Source organism: Sphingobacterium sp. UBA7249 (assembly GCF_002472835.1).
Taxonomy (GTDB): domain Bacteria; phylum Bacteroidota; class Bacteroidia; order Sphingobacteriales; family Sphingobacteriaceae; genus Sphingobacterium; species Sphingobacterium prati.
Map to the genome: position 1 here is coordinate 589,535 of NZ_DKST01000015.1, position 16,165 is coordinate 605,699.

A 16,165-nucleotide genomic window follows, 5' to 3' on the forward strand; every position below is an offset into this window, starting at 1 on the left:
AAAATATTAACACAACTGGTTTGTCTATTGGGGCTACTAACTCTTACAATTCATTACACTGTTCGATCGTAATTTATTTATCGCGTATTCGGTCTGCAAGGCCTTTGACGAGCAATTTCCATTGCGGATAAGAGGCGCCAATTTTTGCAGTCAGTCCAATGATTAGGTTCCTAATATTATCTGCTAAACTATGATTTTCTACATTGATAATTTCATTCCGTCCAGCATACTGAATTAAGATACTATTGCGTCTTTGTTCCACTAAAAAGGTTGAGGAAGAGACCCCTTCAAAAAAATGAGCGGTATCTTTGTTTTCGGGATGTTGTGGATCTGGGCAAGGTTTTAGGGTCAATGCATAGAGTTTATAATCAGGACTTACATCGTGAATAACATTAACGACATTTACCCAATCATACCCTTCGCTACTGGGCAGTCCGGGACCGGGAATATTGAGTCTAATGTAGTCATGTATCGCTAAAGGTCGATCAATTGGAACACCGCTGTGATCAGTAAGTTGGAATGTAGTGGCCGGAATCTCTGCAAGTTCATACCAATGATTGACTCGCGAAAGATCGTAGCAAACAGTGTCGAAGGCGGAGTCTGCCAGCGCAGTACTCTCAAAATCGACAGTTTCGAAGCAATCAAGTTGCTTTCCCTCTTTTTGTTCAGGAATAATATTTTTCATGCCTTTTTGAGAAAGAACATTATTCAATCTAGTTTAGTTTGAGAGAAGATGAGCCGACGAACGGCAGACAACCTGAGAAAGCAAACTAAACCGTTAATGGTACCATTCCGAATTCCTGTTATATCAAATTCGACGCGACCGACAGCGTTTATCTATTAACCCAGACTTGCTCTGAGTTTGGCAAGCAAATCATCCGCTTTTGTGTTTTCTACTTTTATCTTTCTTATGGTTGGGCGCTTACCTTTGTCTTTTTGTTTGATGATTTTTAATAGATCCTCACTATATTCATTTTTATAACTGCTAAGGTCAAATTCCCGACTATGCTGTTTAATTAGTTGCGTAGCCATATCCATTTCTGCCTTTTGAATTTTAACCTCTGTAGGCAACTTCAATTCATCGAGATCTCTAATTTCTTGTTGATAACGAATTTTGTTTAACACCAAAACATTTTGATAAGGTTTTATGATTGCAAGGTGTTCTACATTGCGCATGACGAAAGCCCCAAGTCCAGCTGTTTTTGTTTTATCAAGCGCTTTAAGCAACAGCTGGTAAGCTTTCTCACCACCTTTTTGGGGTTCCAGATAATAGGGGGTGTCAAAATAAATGCTGTCAATATCAGCAAGTTTAACAAAGGCATGTAGATTGACTAGTTTTGACTTTTCTGGACTGGCATCTTCAAAATCAGCATCTTCCAAAACCACATAATGATCTTTCATAAAATATCCCTTGACGATGTTGTCCCATTTCACTTCTTTACCTGTTTGCTCATTAACGCGTTTGAATTTAATATTGGCTAGATCTTTACGATCCAGCATATCAAGATCAAGGGTACTGCTTTCTGTGGCACTGTATAATTTTATCGGGATGTTAACCAAACCAAATCCGATTGCTCCTGTCCAAATGGCTCGCATAGCGTTCTATTTTTTTAACTGTATATATTAGACAGATGTTACCTCATTGTCTATATGAGGTAACCATTTTTAAGGTAAAATAGTTTGGGGTAGCCGAAAATTGTATTGTATTTTTTCGAAGAAACTGGGTGTTAATCCAAACCTTTCTCTCGTGAATTGGTTATATGGACATGAGCTTGTCATATAGTATGGATCTAAAATCAAACGAACCTTTTTGGTTAATAAAGAATGGACTTTTGACAACTTATCCCTCTTTGCGCCAGGACAAATCTTGCGATATTTTAATTGTCGGTGGCGGAATATCTGGTGCATTGATTGCCCATGAATGTATATCAATGGGCAAAAGATGTATACTAATCGACAAGCGAGAGATCGTTAATGGAAGCTCCGCGGCAACAACTTCAATGTTACAATATGAAATAGATATACCACTTTATCGCTTAAAGGAATTAATTGGCGAAGAAGGTGCAATAGCTAGCTATAAAGCTTGTTGTAATGCTATAGACAAGATCGGGTTACTGTCAAAAAAAATCGGTTCTAAAGCCGGTTTTCGCACAAAGAATTCATTATATTATGCTTCTCGCAAAAAAGACGTTTCTTGGCTGAAGAAAGAATTTTGTACACGAGGTGCTGCCGGTTTTAAAGTCAAATGGCTGTCTGAGGATGAAATTAAAAAAAAATATAATATAGAGGGGGCTTATGGAGGTATCTGCTCTGAGCAGGGCGCAAGTATTGATGCTTTTTGCTTTGCTCATGAGCTATTGGCTTATAATGTCAAAAAGGGTTTGGAGGTATTTGATAAAACGGCACTTACTGCTGTGAAAAGTAGTGAGCGGAGCCATAAAATAACAGTATCTAGTGGTGCCATGATCCATGCAAAGAAAATCATATATTGTATTGGTTATGAGTCTGTGGAGTTGATTCCGGAGAAGTGTGTAGACTTGTTAAGTACCTTCGCTATTGTCTCCGAACCAAATAATTCTCTTTATCAACAGTATAAAGACCTATTGATCTGGAATACTTCTGATCCTTATCTTTATATGCGAACAACTGATGATTGTCGATTTTTGATCGGAGGGGAGGATGAAGAATTTCACGATCCGCAAAAGCGCGATGCCATGATTGCTAAAAAATCGGATAAATTAGAAAAGTCTTTTCATAAGATTTTCGATAGTCCTTTTGTTACGGACTTCAAGTGGGCTGGAACCTTTGGAGTGACGAAGGACGGCCTGCCTTATATTGGTAAACATAAACAGTTTAAAAACACCTATTTTGTTTGTGGCTTTGGCGGAAATGGTATTACATTTTCGGTAACGGCTATGGAAATGGTGGCCTATTGGCTAAAAAATAAAACACACCCCTTATCCAAATGGTTTAATTTCGGACGATAGTGCCTAGCTATATTTTAATAAAAAACGGAATAATTTATATTCTAACTTGTTAAGTGTCAAACTTTCCTTGATAAACGGAAATTTTCCTTCTAAATATATCTTCTGTATCACAGGATGGATATAATAATTTTGTGAAACAGTTTTGGTATTGCCCAATTGTTTAGCAACTACTTTTATAACTTCATTTAATTGTTTTTTTCGTGTGTTTAAATCGTCTCCTTGTTTTGCTTGAGCTAATAGGTGAAATGCTTCCCTGCTTGCTCCCCAAATTCGGATATCCTTGCAGCTGATTTTGCCTGGACAATGATTGCGTAGATAATTGTTGAATGTACGTCCACAAAATACACCATCACATATAGTTTTGTTAAGTTGGAAAATACTTTTTCCCTTCATCTGTAGCAGTTCTAGTAGTAATTTTGCCTGTTGTTTATCTTGCCAAGTTTTTTCCTGAAAGACTCCCTTTTTACCCTTATAGGCGAATGTAATCATATTATTTGTTATGCTGACATGCCGTTTTTCAAGAGTACTGAGTCCATAAGATTTGTTTTCTAGCGTATAGCGTTTGTTTCCAATTCTTATAAGAGTGCTGTCCATTATTTTAAAGGCGACTGCACATAATTTTTCCATGTCCCAATCTCGATGTTTCAAATGATGGGATGCTATTTTCCGAAGATCTTGAAGATATTGTCCCATGTAAAGAATATGCCTAAATTTCTCATTTTGTCTTCGGACGACAAATTTTGAATGATAGATATATTGTTTGCGTCCTTTCTGGTCAAATCCATACGCTTGTAAATCACTTTGCGCATTTTTTGCAATCCAAACATCTTTCCAATTTGGTGGAATGACCAACTCATTTATTCTATCTAATATCTTTGGCTCTGTAACCTCTTTGTCCGAGCTATCAAAATATTTAAAATTTTGCTTAATCTTCCGTCTTGTGTATCCTCTTCTATTCTTAATCTTCATATAAGTAATTTATATTGCATAACATTCCCGGGACTTATTTTGTTGTGTGATTGAAATTCTCTTTTTTACTTATAAATAAGAGCTTTAGCTCAAGTAGAGGGGGAGCTTGGATTTATTTAATATTATCTCGTAATGTTTTGATGTATTCGTGCGCTTCGAGTTGTATGGAGAGCTGTTTTTCGATCAGTAGGAGAAGGTCGTGTGTGATTTCCCAATCTTGATTATCTACGACGTCTTTATAAGTTTTTGTAAAAGCGTCTTCACCTTGTTCACAGCTTGCAAGCAGACTTTTCTCATCGTTTCCTGAAACGGCGGATTTAAAATCCATCCATAATCGAAAGAGTTTACCACTAATCATTGTACCATCGCTTGCTGGCCTAGTTTGTGGTTGCAAGTAGGGTTTAAGCTCCTGAATAAATCGTTCGGATTGATGCATGTATTCGGAAAAAATATTATTTAATGTGTTAATATGAAGGCGTTTTGCGATTTCAAGCGCTTTTTTATATCCAGCAGTACGGTCATTGTTGATTTGTATTAAATCATTAATTAGTGTGCTATCATTTATTGTGTCCATTTATTTAGTTTTTAAGTTCTTCGATTTTAATCGTAGAACTTGTTCGAGAGCTGTTCCGTTTAGTCAAATCGCAGGATACGTATTTCTACTCTTTCTACAAATGACGCAAGTGACTCATCCTATTTCAAACCGAACAGTATACGTGATTATAAAGTTTGGGTGCGTATATCGGCATAACCGTTGTCCTTTCATAACACGCTCACACAAAAAGAGACCGCTTATTCAAATAAAGTGGTCTCCTTTTCTTTAAAAAGCGCATGTTATTTTGTTTTACTTAAGTAAGGAGGTTTCTTTTCCTCTTCAACATTGCTTTTAGTCTGTTTTTTGTTTATTGCGTTGTCCGTGTTTGACTGAACAATTATTTTGTTGTTCCCTTTTTGAATGGGTCCACCACAAATAATCAGCAACACTGGCAAATAGTGTTGATTGAGTTTTATACTTTTAGTATTCATATATCTGTTTTTTAGTGTGTATTAAATTATTGCGAAAACTGTCTTGGGTAAACATTCGAAAGAAGATTTGGTTTATAGAATTCGATATACTTTTAATTGCTTTTGTAACTTCTTGCGCGTCATATGTATTCTCGTTTTTACCGTTCCTTCAGGCATTCCAAAATAGGAGGCAATTTCATGGTACTTGTAACCTTCTAGGAATAACCGAAAGATTTGATAATTTTCCTCTGAAAGGCTACACATCGCCTTTTCAATATCGTCTGATACGAATTTATTTTCGCTCTTATTTGCTTCTATTGTATTGTAGGATTCTAGATCGATGTAAGTTTCATGAATATCGCTGGTCCGTTTGGCCTTGCGGTATTGATTAATATAGACATTCTTCATAATCACATACAACCAAGACATTAATTTTGGATGCTTAATAAAATCATCGATCGACTTCAATGCACGAATAAGTGTCTCTTGAATCAAATCCTCCTTTTCGTCGGGATCGGTGGTAAATTTTCCTGCGAAATGTTTCAATAAGCTTCTTTTTTCTTCAACTAGTAAGTTTAAATTGGAATTGTTCATGATATATCTCGTTTATTAAATTGATTGATTTCTGAATAAGTAAGTACAATTAGAGTGCTAATTTTTGCTGAAATTGGCCTAATAACCGCTGTTCAAACAGCTAAATGTGGAAAATACGTGCTGCCGATATTTTATACATTGTAGCTGAAATACGACATGCAGTGGTGGTTGATCAAAAAAAAACAAATTTAATGGCATCGATATACCCTCTATATTTGTTGCTTCGATCGGGTATTTATTCCCTAAAGAAATGTTTAAATTACGGTATTGATGATTTCTTATACACGATATTGACTGTATAGCTTTGAAGGCAACCTAAAACAGATTTTCACTTTTATTGAACTAAAGTTTCGCGAAATAAGTTCCTTAGTAGAGATTGGAACATAAAATAAGTTAAATATGAAAGAGATAAAAAAAATGATAGCTATAGTCAGTATTGGGTTACTGTGCAGCACAACATTATTTTCGTGTAAAAATTCTTCGAATAGTAAAGAAGGAAGCGGACAATCAGATAATATAGCTCCGAGTGATGCAGATGAGACAAGGTATAATTTAAGTGAGCAACAAAAGATGAGTATGCAAAAAGATACAACCTTAGCCGACACAACGCAACAGGATTCAACACCTTAAAGCGTTAGTGTATTGACTATATACTCCAAACCAGAAATATTTACTTAAAACTCCCTACAATAAAGGGAGTTTTAAGTATTAGGACCGAATCGCTTTGATTAATCTCTCTTTAGTCATTTTATGGCGACCTTTTATTCCAATTTTTTTCGCTTCTGCAAGTAATTCAGTTTTACTTCTTTCATCTAAATCTGAGCTTTTTCCGCCTTTTTTTCCTGAATTCGGTGTATTGGCTATACGGGCTGATTTTTCTTTACTGTAGCCTTCCTGACGCAAAGCTTCATATTTTGCATCATCTTTGATTTGTTTGCCATGATTTTTAGTCATATCGTTTTTTAGTATATTTTTTACGAATGATTATAAGCCTTTCTCCTCCACATCCTCCTCCTGGTCTGAAGCAGGGTTATAAATGTCCTCTTCTTCATGATCTGGACGCTCTGGATTTTTATCGTTGCCTGGATCGTTATTGGGGATATTATCTCTATCCCGTTGTTCTTCCTCAGTTGGATCGGGGCCTTCTGCACTTTCAGGATAATATTTGTTGGGTGTCACTTCTTCTAAGTCAGGAACTCTTGGAGCTCTCCGTATAGGTGCACCGTCATCTGTGCCCGGATTAGTTGGATCTATTTCGTTTAAAAGAATAAGCGCATCCTCGAATGTCATAGGAATCCCGCTACGAAGTTGAATTGTTGTTCTCATAATTCCTTTTAGAGAGAACACTTACAAAATTAGAATGGTTGTCTTTTTGTGAAATATGCCAGCAATTGATATTGATTCGGGCAATCTATTACTTTATTAACGCACGATTGAATAATAAATCAAACTGTTGAATTAAACATCTGTTATAGAATTAATATAATTTATCAGTCAATTTCTCACTTTACAACGTATAAATACCTGGCTTGAAGATTAAACACTTATTCTGGTCTTAGACGTTAAATTTTCGAAACATTTATTCTTTAGCTACTGTTTTATAATTGGAAAGGATTTATAACACAATGAGAACAAAAGACATAGGATTGATCCTTAAAGATCGGATGGGAAGATGGTCTTCTTATACTATTCCGTTGCTAAAGGAGTGTCACCTAAAAGATAAAATCGTTAGGAGCAACGAGCTCGAAGGCATATTCGTCATTGGGAATATTGCTACGGGCCTATATATTTTTTCCCTCTATAAAAATCGCTTTATTGATTTAATGGGTAAGAATATCGGGATGGAAGAAATTTGTGATCATTTTGATGAGTATAAAGAAACTTTAATATAATACATCAATTCATTTTTAACTAAAAAAAGGAATATTATGGCTAATTTAACATGGAAAGGACGTTGGAACGAATTAAAAGGTAAAGTCAAGCAACAATATGCTGACTTAACTGATGATGATTTGTTATATGCTGAGGGGAAGGAAGACGAGTTGTTGGGTAAATTGCAACAAAAAACTGGAAAGACGAAGGAAGAAGTGGAAGACTGGTTAGATAAAATGTAGAAGTTAAATTAAATTTTAAACTTACATATGAGGAGGAATGCTGCCAATATTTTATTGACAGCATTTTTTATGTTATAGGGAGAATATTGGTTTATCTAGTTTTATAGCAAGTCGATAAACGGCATTCATTAATCCTACATGGCTATAGGCCTGAGGAAAATTACCCCATTGGCTTCCGTTATCTTCAGTGACATCTTCACTAAATAAACCTAGATGGTTACTATAGGTAAGTAATCTCTCCAGTATTTCTTTTGCCTCTTCAATTCTTCCTACACAAGCCAAGGCTTCAACATACCAGAATGCACAAACTAAAAAGGTTGCCTTGGGTTTTCCGAAGTCATCTTGATGTTTATAGCGATAAAAAAGCCCATTTTCACCTTTTAATTCTTTTTCCAACATTTCCAAGTGCTGCCGGGCGCGGTCTGATTTGGGGTCCAAATAATCCATCACGATCAATTGTAAGGTGCTAGCATCTAAATTTTGGCTTTCCAATGCATTTTGATATACTTTTCTTTCGTTGTCATAACAGGCTTCAATATATGCAGCTGCCTTTTCAAGTAAAACGGTTGCTCGTTGCTCCATATCTTGATAACCGTTTTGGCGTGCAATAAGTAAAGCGGCTTTGCAACCGACCCATTGAAAGAGATTTGAATAACAATGGTGATTGGCAAAATTTCTGAACTCCCAAATACCAGCATCTTTCTCATCTATTGTTGCCTCAATTTTTTCGAGTATAAAATTTACCCAACCCAATACATTTTTGTTCTCGTGGATTTTGAAACGCTGGTCTGTGAACAATGGGAGCAAAGCAATCATCGCCTGACCATATACATCATTTTGGATGTGTTCAAATGCTTGATTTCCAATGCGAACTGGACCGCTATCCTGATATCCTTTTAAATCGGGAAGAATGTGTTCGGTGAGCTCAGCGTTTCCAAGTATCCCGTATAGCGGCTGTAGTCTTCCAGGATTGTGGTGTGTGATGCCGGCAATATAATTAGCAAAGCTCTCCATTTCTTCGAATTGACCAATATGTGTCAATGCTGTCAATACATAATAGCTGTCGCGTACCCAGCAATAGCGGTAATCCCAATTTCGTCCGGAACCAGGAAATTCGGGAAGACTCGTTGTTGATGCGGCAATAATAGCCCCGGTATCTTCATATTGATGTAATTTGAGTACCAACGCCGAACGAATGACTTCTTTTTGATAGATATTTGGGATACTACACCTTTTTATCCAACGTTGCCAGTAGCTTAGTGTTTTTTGTAGGAAATCTTCACAGGTGCTAGCGATTGCAGATTCGAATGCGGCTTCATAAGTCAGTATAAGATATTTGTTATCGCTAATAATTGTCCAGCTATCATCTTGAAAAAAATGCGAGATTGGCACATCGGTAGTCAATCGGATGCGTTCACCATTTTCAGCACTGCTATACAGAATATGGTTGCTTCCTCGCGTAGCCTTTAAAGTGCTACGACCATAATTTCCCGTTGGCTGACATTGGATATTAACACTGGGTGCACCTCGGAGCGGTTCTATTTTCCGGATCAACATCAATGGTTTAAAATACCGGCCAAATTGTTCAAATCGTGGAGCAAAATCTGTAATACGGTAAGCAAAAGATTCAGTGTGAACTTCGGTACAAAGTATATTGGAGTTTTTAATATAATATTGCTTGGTCTCAACAATCTCTTCTTCCGGTTTTACGACGAAACATCCACCCTGAGTTTTATCGATTAGGCCGCCAAATACAAAACTATCTTCAAAGGATGGCCAACATAGCCAAGAAATGTTGGTATCAATGCCTACATGGGCAATGTAAGAACAGTTACCGATTATACCGGCTTCATAAATATGTCTGTTTGATATTGTATTTTCCTTCATTATTTTAGAATAAGTTGATTTAAAAATTGAAGAACATCTTCCTGCTGATCCAAATAGTATTTTGCAGCTGATTTATTACTCCCCACTTTGATACTGATTGTGGAAGGTGGCAGATATTTAAAGAGATCTTCATCCGTAATGTCATCTCCAATGGCTAATAGAAAATCGGCTTTAATATGGCCCGCAATTTCTAACGCAGATTTTCCTTTGTTGACTTCGGTGTTTTTAACTTCAATAACAGCATTGCCATCAAGAAGTTGCAGTCCATAGTCATTTAACATTGGATTTAAGATTTCTTTCAATTCGGCTGCTTTGAGCTCTCCCAGTCCGAGCTCCACTTTACGATAGTGCCAAGCCAGGGAGTAGGGTTTGGCTTCTATGTAGGCGCCCGGAGTTTGATCAGCAAGCTTTTCCATTATTTTTTTTACTTCGGGCATCCAATGTAAGGCCAATCCCTTTTTATAAGCCCAATTGAAGTTTGGGAAATTGGACCAGATCCCATGCTCGGCAACCAAATAGTAGGAACGTCCGTCAAACCAGGTTGAGAGGCTTTCCTGCGCCCGACCGCTAATGATAACCAAAGTGTTAAGCGGATCTGCGATAATGCTATCCAGGAGATTGTACAAAAGAACCGTTGGGCTAGCCTTTTGTGCATGATTTTGAAATTTGACAAGTGTGCCGTCATAATCTAAAAAAAATAGCCTATTGTGGCTTTTTCGATAACGTTCGGCGATACTGTTAAATACCTTATCAGAAATTCTTCTTGCCCATTCGTCACGTTGTATTGCCTTAGTCTCGGCCAAACGATTTATAAACAAGCGAACCCAGTGCTGCACGTTAAACTTCTGTATAATTTGACGATTTGCTTCGGTACGCTCGTTAATCTCTTCAGGTGCCATTTTAAGTGCATGGTAAATACTGTCTGCAGTCTCAGCTCTATTATACGGGTTGACAATGAGTGCGTCAACAAGTTCCTTTGAGGCACCTGCAAATTCGCTTAGAATCAATACGCCATCGGTGTGAGTCTTGCTGGCGATGTATTCCTTACTGACGAGATTCATACCATCGCGCGTTGAAGTAATCATACAGATATCGGACGCGACGTATAGACCTATTAACTCTTCAAATGGTAGAGATTTATAAAAGTAGAGAACAGGCGTCCAACTTAGATTGCCATAGATCGAATTGATCTCGCTTACTTTTCTGTTAATTTCATCTTTTAGTTTCTTATACTGAGATACTTTATCTCTAGAGGGCACAATAAGCATATATAACACTACTTTTGAATGCCATTCCGGATATTTTTCCAAGAAAGTGAGAAAGGCCCTAAGTCTTTCCAAAATTCCCTTGCTGTAATCCAGTCGATCTACTGATATAATTATTTTTTGATCTGGGAAATGACTACGAAATTGAGTAGCGATCGTAGTTACTTCAGGGAGCGAACTGGTATGAACAAACTTGTCATAGTCAATCCCCATTGGAAATGATTCGATAAATATATGTCTATCTTTGTATTTAAGTTGATTATGACCACAGGGTACATTTAGTATTTTTTTACATGCGTTAAGAAAGTTTTGACTATCTGCGAATGTATGAAAGCCAATAAGATCAGCCCCAAGCAGACCTTCAATAAGCTCCTTTCGTTGTGGAATATTCATGAAAAGTTCCTCTGAAGGGAATGGGATATGGTGAAAGTAACCGATATTGAGTTCATTGCTTTCTTGCCGTAACATTTGTGGGAGCAACATGAGCTGGTAATCCTGCACCCAGATGAAATCTGTGGATTGCTGTACTGCCAATGCGGCCTCACAAAATTTTTTATTGACTGTCACGTAGGTAGACCAGTATTCCCGGTCAAAATGGATATAACTGGGCTGGTAATGACAGATTGGCCAGAGAACTTCATTGGAATAACCTTCATAGAAATTGCGGATTTCTTCTTTTGACAGGAAGACTGGTAGCAGATTCATCGGCTTGAGTAACTCCGTAATTTTCTCTCTTTCACTATCATCCTTAGGAACTATTCCTGGCCATCCTACCCAAAGAATCTCCGTGGAATCAAAGGCTGAGTTTAAGCCGGTGGCTAAACCGCCTGCACTTGGTTTGATGATAAGTTTATCTTTTTTTCGTTCTATTTGTATCGGCAGCCTATTTGAAATTATTATTTTTTTTTTGTTCTTCATATAAATATTAGATCGATTTAATTGCAGTGTAGAAGAATTATACTGAATATAACGATGGGTGCATAATCTATCTAATTAAACAACTCTCAGCTGGAAATAGTTTAGATTAATTTAAATGATCGTGATTCTTGATTTTTATTGACCTGAATAAAAAGTCTAGGTAGGGTGGGGTTCCTGTTATTTCGATACTTTAGTAGAAGGGAATTAAAAAAAGACCTAGAGTTTTTGCTTTAGGTCTTTTTATGCTGTATTCAATCTTAAGAAATACTTGATATGCTTATTGTTTCTTTGTGGAGTCGGTTATTCACAAATTCATCCAATATTTTTCCCAATCGGCCGGAAATTTCACCAAGGATGCTCTCCCAATCTTTTACAGTGCCATCGCAGTTGTCAGAAACAATTTTGACACTATGAAAAGACAGATTTTTGAGAAAGCAAAAATTTGCAAGCGCGTAACCTTCCATATCAAAAGCTAAAGGATTCAGGTGCTTGATATCTTGATAGAATGCTGTATTTACATTGATAAAACGATCTGATGTCAATAGGGCGTCTTCATAATTAAATTCCGCCTGGGAAACAGATTCGATTGAACCTTGCCCCTTTAGGAAAAGCGTGTTCTCCAAAAAGAATCCATCGGTATAAGCGTCACCTTGCGCATAGTAATTTGGGTACAATACATGACCGATTGGGTATCGTATACATCCTACCGTGCCTACATTGAGTAGAACTGGGGTGATGCCCAGCGCCCTGATCTCCTCATATAGTGTTGCTATAGATAAAAGTGCGTTCACTTTCCCAACACCTATTTCATAGATGATGGTCGATTTATTGTCGGTAGTAAAAGATAATTCATTTTTATTTGCTACCAGGATGATTGTTTCAATCTCTTTGTTAAGGATCATTTAGTTTTCTTCAATATAAGGGTATTCGAAAGCGAGTTCTCCAGCATTGATCAAATGTAAGAAATTGACACAGGCTTGTTTTGAGGAATCGAAATCCATAAACGTGTAGTTTCCGCAACTGATCGGATTTTGAAAAGGTACCTCATAACCCTCGGTCAAAATCGTTTCGAGCACTTCTTTCATCAATTCGGCAACAGCTTGAGGGCTTCTCTCTGTGCCTGCTAAGACTACATAAAATCCCGTGCAACAGCCCATTGGTCCAACATAGATCACTTCGTCACCCAAGATTGTCCTAATTTCCGTAGCAAAACAATGCTCCAACGTGTGCATCACTTCCGGAGATAACATGCGCTCTGGAGAATTCGGTCTGATCATGCGGATATCGTATGTCGTGTAGCTTTCAATGGCGCTGTTATTGGTATTGGAAGCCTTCGCATATATCCCTTGTTTCAATTTGGTGTGGTCTACCGTGAAACTATTTACTTTTGCTTTTTCTTTTGTATACATCTTATTCTGTGTATTACCGTAAAGCCTTAGGCTTCACAGTGGTTAAAAGTTGAATTTAAAATTTCTACAAAGGTAGTAGATATTATTGGAAAAGGTGGATAAAAAAAGCTATTTTAACACTTCATAATGTTCTACGGTAGGGAACGGATCATAATAGTGATGTAATAGTTTTTCCCATTCTTTAAATAAGTCAGACTCTCTGAAGCCAACAGTGTGGTCTTCTAATGTTTCCCATTCGACCAATAGAATATATTGGTTATCCTTTTCAATGCATTTGCGGAGCGAATGTGTGATATACCCTTTGCTTGCGCTTATATACTGGCAGGCAGTTTTATAATCACGTTCGAAATTAGACTGTTGTCCCTCGATAATTTGTAATACGGCTACTTCTAAAATCATAATTTGTTTTTTTAAATATATAGTCGAGTAAATATATCAAATATTTCTACGATAAAAAAGGCTAGTCTTCAGCAATAAGGGCTTTCAGGCTTTGGGAAGTGATAATATCCAAAACGAATGGTATCCCAGGATTACGATTTTCGGTATTCCAAACCAAGGAAAGGGTCGTTCGTTGGGGCAAGCTGTCCAGTTCTAGGAAACAGACATCAACCTGATAACCATTCTTTAAAGAGGCGGGAACAATGGCGACACCCAGTCCCTGAGCCACCATATTGAATATTGTTAACGCGTTTACGGTACGTAACGTAACTTTCGGCGTAAACTGATGATCTTGGAAAATACTCATGACCAGATCGTAATAAGAATGACTGTAATTTTTCGAAAATAAGATAAAGGATTCATTCTTTAATTCGTACAGATTTGGTTTTTTCTGCATTAATAATGGATGGTTTTTTGGCAATACCAAGCTGAAATGTTCCGTATAAATAGGAAGGCTATGTAGTCCTATGGGCGTATCGGAAAGACGGACGAAGCCAAAATCAAGTTCCTTCTTTTGAATCAGATCCAATTGTGTTTCATTGGCAAGTTCATGTAGCGACAGCTCAATATCCGGTTGTTTTTGTTTGAGGTCGATTAGTAATTGTGGTAATATTGTCTGTACTGCCGAGCCGATAAACCCCAGTTTTAGTGTGCTGATTCTGCCATTGGCCAAGCTCTGGAGCTGGGCTTCAATCTGATCCAAATGCCTAAACAATTCTTTCACCTCATCAAAGAGATAATTGCCTGCCTCGGTCAGTGATACATGTCGTTTGTTCCGTTCCAATAGCGTTACACGGTAGTTTTCCTCCAACTGCTTGATCTGCCGGCTCAGTCCTGGCTGGGCGATAAATAGCCTTTCAGCAGCTTTTCTGAAATGCAGCTCTTCGGCTAACACTTTGAAGTAAAGAAGGTGTCTGAGTTCTATCTGATAATTCATGGTTATCAATTGATGATAAAAATGGTATTTCTAATTATTAAATATAGCGGCTAAATTTGATAAAAGCTTTATAACGATGGAAAAATTCTTATACGGCAGTGGGCATTTGACTTGCTCCATTGCCTTAGCAATAGCAAAAGGGGATATTAAGGGGGAAATCTCGGCACAAGTAAAAGCAAATATCGATAGGAGTGCGGCCTACGTGAGGCAGATTGTCGAACGTGGGCAGGTTGTGTATGGTATCAATACCGGTTTTGGCCCGCTCTGTACGACTTTAATCGACGCGGATCAAACACAGCTATTGCAAGAAAATATTCTGAAGAGTCATGCTGTGGGAATGGGTGAACCTATCGCTAATGATCTGGCTAAAGTGATGCTTATATTAAAAGTGCACGCATTGGCGAAGGGCTTTTCGGGGGTTCAGTACAGTACCATAGAACGTATTATCTGGCATATTGAACAGGATGTCGTTCCTGTTGTTCCCAAGCAGGGTTCAGTTGGTGCCTCGGGTGATCTGGCACCTTTGTCCCATCTTTTTTTGCCATTGATCGGTCTAGGGAAAGTCAGCGTCAATGGTGAGATTTATGCAACGGAGACAATTTTGGCGAAGCATGGCCTCAAGCCGGTTCATTTGGGAGCTAAAGAAGGGCTAGCATTGATTAATGGAACACAATTTATGGCCGCTCATGGTGTAAAAGCTGTCAGTGAATTTAACCGGGTGCTTCAAAATGCGGATATTATCGCAGCATTGATGATTGAGGGGCTGAATGGCTCCATTAAACCTTTTTTTTCCGAACTACATGAACTGCGGCCACATGCAGGTAACCGTTATGTTGCTTCAAATATCCATTCTTTACTTTATGGGTCTGCTATTTTAGAAAGTCATAAAGATTGTTCGCGCGTTCAGGATCCATATTCTTTACGTTGTATCCCACAGGTGCATGGTGCTTCACGTAATGCCTGGCTTCATCTTAAGGAGACGATCGAATTAGAAATCAATTCGGTAACGGATAACCCCGTTATTATAAACGATGAATTGACAATAAGTGGCGGTAGTTTCCATGGGCAGTCCATTGCCTTACCTCTGGATTATGCCACGCTGGCGGTTTCTGAAATAGGCAATATATCAGACCGTCGGGTTTATTTATCCTTAGAGGGGCAAACCAATGGGGTTCCTAAATTGTTAATGAAATCGACAGGACTCAATTCTGGTTTTATGATTCTTCAGTACAGTACAGCCGCTATTGCAAGTGAAAATAAGGGCCTGTGTTTTCCCGCTAGTGCAGACAGTATACCGACATCGCTGGGGCAGGAAGATCATGTGAGCATGGGCTCTATCTCCGGTAGAAAGCTGCTTCAAGTCATAGACAACGTGGATAAAATCCTGAGCATTGAACTATTGTGCGCAGCGCAGGCGAAGGATTATCATCACCCGCTGCAGTCCACTCCGGCATTAGAGGCGGTTCATGAACGCGTACGACAATTTATTCCACATATTGAATCCGATCAGCCTATGGAAACTTTGCTGAGTAATGCATTGGAGTTGGTCAAATCTGGCGAGCTGATTAGCTTACGTCGTCGAAGCAATCCGCAGAAAGCCATAACAATGGAACTGGTAGAACGTTTTGATACATTTTAGCCT

At 38.0% G+C, this 16,165-nt stretch carries 19 protein-coding genes; 5 read left to right on the forward strand and 14 right to left on the reverse strand.

All coding sequences use genetic code 11. The features are described 5' to 3' along the window. Window positions 1-73: 73 nt before the first annotated feature. The gene (locus tag B4A24_RS13210; RefSeq protein ID WP_293945561.1) at window positions 74-685 is read right to left on the reverse strand and encodes a hypothetical protein; all 612 of its coding nucleotides are present in this window, start codon (window positions 683-685) and stop codon (window positions 74-76) included. A 155-nt stretch (window positions 686-840) separates the two neighbouring features. Continuing rightward, window positions 841-1,596: a Ku protein gene (locus tag B4A24_RS13215; RefSeq protein WP_172394203.1), complete on the reverse strand. Its 756-nt coding sequence runs from the start codon at window positions 1,594-1,596 to the stop codon at window positions 841-843. A gap of 188 nt (window positions 1,597-1,784) precedes the next feature. Here B4A24_RS13215 and B4A24_RS13220 point away from each other — a divergent pair, with 188 nt between their 5' ends. Continuing rightward, window positions 1,785-2,987, forward strand: coding sequence for an NAD(P)/FAD-dependent oxidoreductase (locus B4A24_RS13220; protein WP_293945562.1), 1,203 nt, complete (start codon window positions 1,785-1,787; stop codon window positions 2,985-2,987). 3 nt (window positions 2,988-2,990) lie between these two features. On the opposite strand, the gene B4A24_RS13225 is transcribed toward B4A24_RS13220, so the two are convergent. From B4A24_RS13225 to B4A24_RS13240, 4 genes are all read right to left on the reverse strand, one after another. After that, on the reverse strand, window positions 2,991-3,956 hold the full coding sequence (locus tag B4A24_RS13225) for a DNA topoisomerase IB (protein WP_293945563.1): 966 nt from the start codon (window positions 3,954-3,956) through the stop codon (window positions 2,991-2,993). A 112-nt stretch (window positions 3,957-4,068) separates the two neighbouring features. Further along, window positions 4,069-4,530, reverse strand: a complete 462-nt coding sequence (locus tag B4A24_RS13230; protein WP_293945564.1) for a ferritin-like domain-containing protein — start codon at window positions 4,528-4,530, stop codon at window positions 4,069-4,071. 260 nt (window positions 4,531-4,790) lie between these two features. Beyond that, window positions 4,791-4,982 carry a hypothetical protein gene (locus B4A24_RS13235; RefSeq protein WP_293945565.1) on the reverse strand — a complete coding sequence of 64 codons (192 nt, stop codon included), beginning with the start codon at window positions 4,980-4,982 and terminating at the stop codon, window positions 4,791-4,793. A 72-nt stretch (window positions 4,983-5,054) separates the two neighbouring features. Further along, entirely contained in the window at window positions 5,055-5,555 is a 501-nt protein-coding gene (locus B4A24_RS13240; protein WP_293945566.1) for an RNA polymerase sigma factor, read from the reverse strand. Between the two features lie 399 nt (window positions 5,556-5,954). Between B4A24_RS13240 and B4A24_RS13245 the strand changes: the two genes are divergently transcribed. Further along, window positions 5,955-6,185: a hypothetical protein gene (locus tag B4A24_RS13245; protein ID WP_293945567.1), complete on the forward strand. Its 231-nt coding sequence runs from the start codon at window positions 5,955-5,957 to the stop codon at window positions 6,183-6,185. A gap of 78 nt (window positions 6,186-6,263) precedes the next feature. Here the strand turns inward: B4A24_RS13245 and B4A24_RS13250 are convergent, their stop codons facing one another. Beyond that, entirely contained in the window at window positions 6,264-6,509 is a 246-nt protein-coding gene (locus tag B4A24_RS13250) for a DUF7218 family protein (RefSeq protein WP_293945568.1), read from the reverse strand. 30 nt (window positions 6,510-6,539) lie between these two features. Next, window positions 6,540-6,881: a hypothetical protein gene (locus tag B4A24_RS13255; protein WP_293945569.1), complete on the reverse strand. Its 342-nt coding sequence runs from the start codon at window positions 6,879-6,881 to the stop codon at window positions 6,540-6,542. Between the two features lie 299 nt (window positions 6,882-7,180). Here B4A24_RS13255 and B4A24_RS13260 point away from each other — a divergent pair, with 299 nt between their 5' ends. Continuing rightward, entirely contained in the window at window positions 7,181-7,447 is a 267-nt protein-coding gene (locus B4A24_RS13260; RefSeq protein ID WP_172394193.1) for a hypothetical protein, read from the forward strand. 36 nt (window positions 7,448-7,483) lie between these two features. After that, window positions 7,484-7,669, forward strand: coding sequence for a CsbD family protein (locus tag B4A24_RS13265; protein ID WP_172394192.1), 186 nt, complete (start codon window positions 7,484-7,486; stop codon window positions 7,667-7,669). A 72-nt stretch (window positions 7,670-7,741) separates the two neighbouring features. On the opposite strand, the gene B4A24_RS13270 is transcribed toward B4A24_RS13265, so the two are convergent. The 6 genes from B4A24_RS13270 to B4A24_RS13295 form a co-directional block, all read right to left on the reverse strand. Next, on the reverse strand, window positions 7,742-9,556 hold the full coding sequence (locus B4A24_RS13270) for a glycoside hydrolase family 15 protein (protein WP_293945570.1): 1,815 nt from the start codon (window positions 9,554-9,556) through the stop codon (window positions 7,742-7,744). After that, the gene (locus B4A24_RS13275; protein ID WP_293945571.1) at window positions 9,556-11,739 is read right to left on the reverse strand and encodes a bifunctional alpha,alpha-trehalose-phosphate synthase (UDP-forming)/trehalose-phosphatase; all 2,184 of its coding nucleotides are present in this window, start codon (window positions 11,737-11,739) and stop codon (window positions 9,556-9,558) included. Before B4A24_RS13275 ends, B4A24_RS13270 begins: the two co-directional genes overlap by 1 nt. A 257-nt stretch (window positions 11,740-11,996) precedes the next feature. After that, window positions 11,997-12,641: a hypothetical protein gene (locus B4A24_RS13280; RefSeq protein WP_293945572.1), complete on the reverse strand. Its 645-nt coding sequence runs from the start codon at window positions 12,639-12,641 to the stop codon at window positions 11,997-11,999. Next, window positions 12,642-13,148 carry an S-ribosylhomocysteine lyase gene (locus B4A24_RS13285; protein ID WP_293945573.1) on the reverse strand — a complete coding sequence of 169 codons (507 nt, stop codon included), beginning with the start codon at window positions 13,146-13,148 and terminating at the stop codon, window positions 12,642-12,644. It abuts the gene before it with no gap. 108 nt (window positions 13,149-13,256) lie between these two features. Beyond that, window positions 13,257-13,547, reverse strand: coding sequence for an antibiotic biosynthesis monooxygenase family protein (locus tag B4A24_RS13290; protein ID WP_104382017.1), 291 nt, complete (start codon window positions 13,545-13,547; stop codon window positions 13,257-13,259). A 61-nt stretch (window positions 13,548-13,608) separates the two neighbouring features. Then, window positions 13,609-14,523 (reverse strand): LysR family transcriptional regulator, encoded by a 915-nt coding sequence (locus tag B4A24_RS13295; protein WP_293945574.1) that lies wholly within the window; start codon window positions 14,521-14,523, stop codon window positions 13,609-13,611. 76 nt (window positions 14,524-14,599) lie between these two features. Between B4A24_RS13295 and hutH the strand changes: the two genes are divergently transcribed. Further along, window positions 14,600-16,162, forward strand: a complete 1,563-nt coding sequence (gene hutH / locus B4A24_RS13300) for a histidine ammonia-lyase (protein WP_293945575.1) — start codon at window positions 14,600-14,602, stop codon at window positions 16,160-16,162. The last annotated feature ends 3 nt before the right edge of the window (window positions 16,163-16,165 follow it).